Origin of the sequence: Bradyrhizobium sp. 2TAF24, assembly GCF_052115025.1 — a bacterium.
Lineage (GTDB): Bacteria > Pseudomonadota > Alphaproteobacteria > Rhizobiales > Xanthobacteraceae > Bradyrhizobium_A.
Window position 1 is genome coordinate 1 of sequence record NZ_JBFRFW010000056.1, and the last position, 2,243, is coordinate 2,243.

The 2,243-nt window shown below is 67.2% G+C and carries 1 protein-coding gene; it reads left to right on the plus strand.

The annotated features are described in order from the left end of the window. On the plus strand, positions 1-2,243 hold a 2,243-nt coding region (locus AB4Z37_RS32875; protein ID WP_441520862.1), incomplete at both ends, for a hypothetical protein.

The following is a 2,243-nucleotide window of genomic DNA, read 5'->3' on the forward strand; positions in this document are numbered from 1 at the left end:
AACGATCTCACCGACAACAGCGATATCTCACCCACGCTCACCAACGGCGGCAACGTCAGGCTGACGGCCTATGGCAACGTCCGGGTCGACAGCGGCGCGGTCATCGACGCATCGAGCGGCGGCTGGGTGCAGAACAACGGCCAGCTCAAGAGCGGTGGTGGCCTGCCGGTCGGCACCGGCGGCGACATCACGCTGATCAGCGACGCCTTCGGCGCGCCGCTGCACAATTCGACGACGCTGGCGCAGACCTATCCGGGGCGGGTGTATCTCGACGGCACGGTGCGCTCGTTCGGCTTCACCCGCGGCGGCACGCTCAGCATCGCAACTCCCGCGATCCAGATCGGCGGCAGCGCCATCCTGCCGCTCACCACGGTGAGCAGCATCAATGCCGACGGCACCAGCAACCGCTCGCCGGTCGATCCCGCCAGCGTGATGTGGCTGCCGGCGAGCTTCTTTGCCAGCGGCTTTGGCCAGTACAATCTCTACAGCTACCAGAACCTCACCGTTGTGAGCGGCACCGATCTCGAGCTGCATGCGCTCAACCTTGTGCCGACCGCGCAGGCATTGCTGGCGCCGACCGGCAGCGATGTCATGAGCGTCGCCGCGCTGCAGCGGTTGCCAGCGTATCTGCGGGCCGCGCCCGTCAACCTCGTCCTGAGCGCGGTCGATGCCTTCAACGGCAACCTCGACCTGCAGCGGGGCGCGGTCATCAACGCCGATCCGCAAGCCACGATCTCGCTGCATGCGCGCCATCAGCTGTCGTTCGACGGCACCATCAGCGCGCCCGCGGGCACCATCAATCTCGACCTCACCGGCACGACGGGCCCCTGGACGAGTGTCGGCAGTGGCATGTACGCCGCGTCCAGCAATGGGCCGGTGTACGCGGCCACGCAGACGCTGTGGATCGGTCCGGACGCACGGCTGCTGGCGCCGGGCGTGGTGGCATCGACGCTGGATTCGCTGGGCCGTCCGGTCAACACCGTGCTCGGCGGCGGACAGGTCAACATCAATCAGGATGCGCAGCCGGCGCTGTATTATCCTTATGCGGCGCTCCAGCCGAGTTATGAGCAGCCGCTCGGCGTGATCGTGGCGCAGGCCGGTGCGATCATCGATGTGTCCGGGGCGTCAGGCACGGTGCAGCAGGCCGCGGGGTCTCCCGGGCTGGGCCAGACGAGCGTTGCGACCGCCGGCGGCGGCGTCGCGATCCGCGCCTCGCTCGGCTTGCTACTCGACGCCACGATGAAGGCGCAGGGCGGCGGCGCGGATGTCGCCGGCGGCAGCCTGGCCATCGACCAGGTCATCGGCGGTTATGCCGCCGATAGTTCCGGGGTCTCCAAATTCGTGCAGCCGGTGTTCCAGACCATCGTCAGCCAGGCCGCACCGATGAAGGCGGCCGGCCTCACACAAGGGCAGGCGATCCCGGGCAACCTGCTCGGCTCGATCTTCATCGGCGCCGATCAGATCACGGGCGGCGGCTTTGCGTCCGCGTCGCTCGGCGCCGTCGATGCGCTGGTGTTCAACGGCAGCGTCAACCTCGCCCTGCCGCGCAGCCTGACCATCAATGCCAGCAACATCAGCGCGACGCCGGGCGCCAGCGTCCGCCTCAGCGCGCCCTATGTCGATATCGGCGGCGGCCAGCGCAATCTCAACGAATATTTCACCCGCAACTCTGCTGCTCTTGGCAGCTATGGCGCGGTGCCGGTGGCGGGCACGGCAACGCTCGAGATCGATGCCGACCTCGTCGACATCGAGGGCATGCTGAACAGCGGCGCGAGCTACAGCTATGTCACGAGCTTCGTCAATTTCAATACTCAGGTCCAGCAGGCGGTGTCGCTGCCCGGCTTCGCCAGCATGGCGTTCAACAGCCGCGGCGATATCCGCCTGGTGCCGGTTGCCAGCACGTCACACTTCTATGGAGGCAGCAAGCCGAGCACGCTGGCGACAGTGGGCGATGTGACGCTTACCGGGACGGAAGTCTATCCGATCACCACAGCGCCGATCATCCAGGGCTCCAACGCAGTCAGCGGTGTGTTCCTGATCCAGGCGAGTGGGCCGGACAGCGTGGTCGGCTTTGCCAGCAATGGCAAGGCGCCCTATACGCCGCTGTCGGCGGGTGGGGCGGTGCAGATTATCGCGCCGACCATCAACCAGGGCGGCGTCCTGCTGGCGCCGCTCGGCCAGATCACCTTCGGCAATCCGAGCAATCCGTCGGCGACGGGGGCCATCAACCTGCTGCCGGGCAG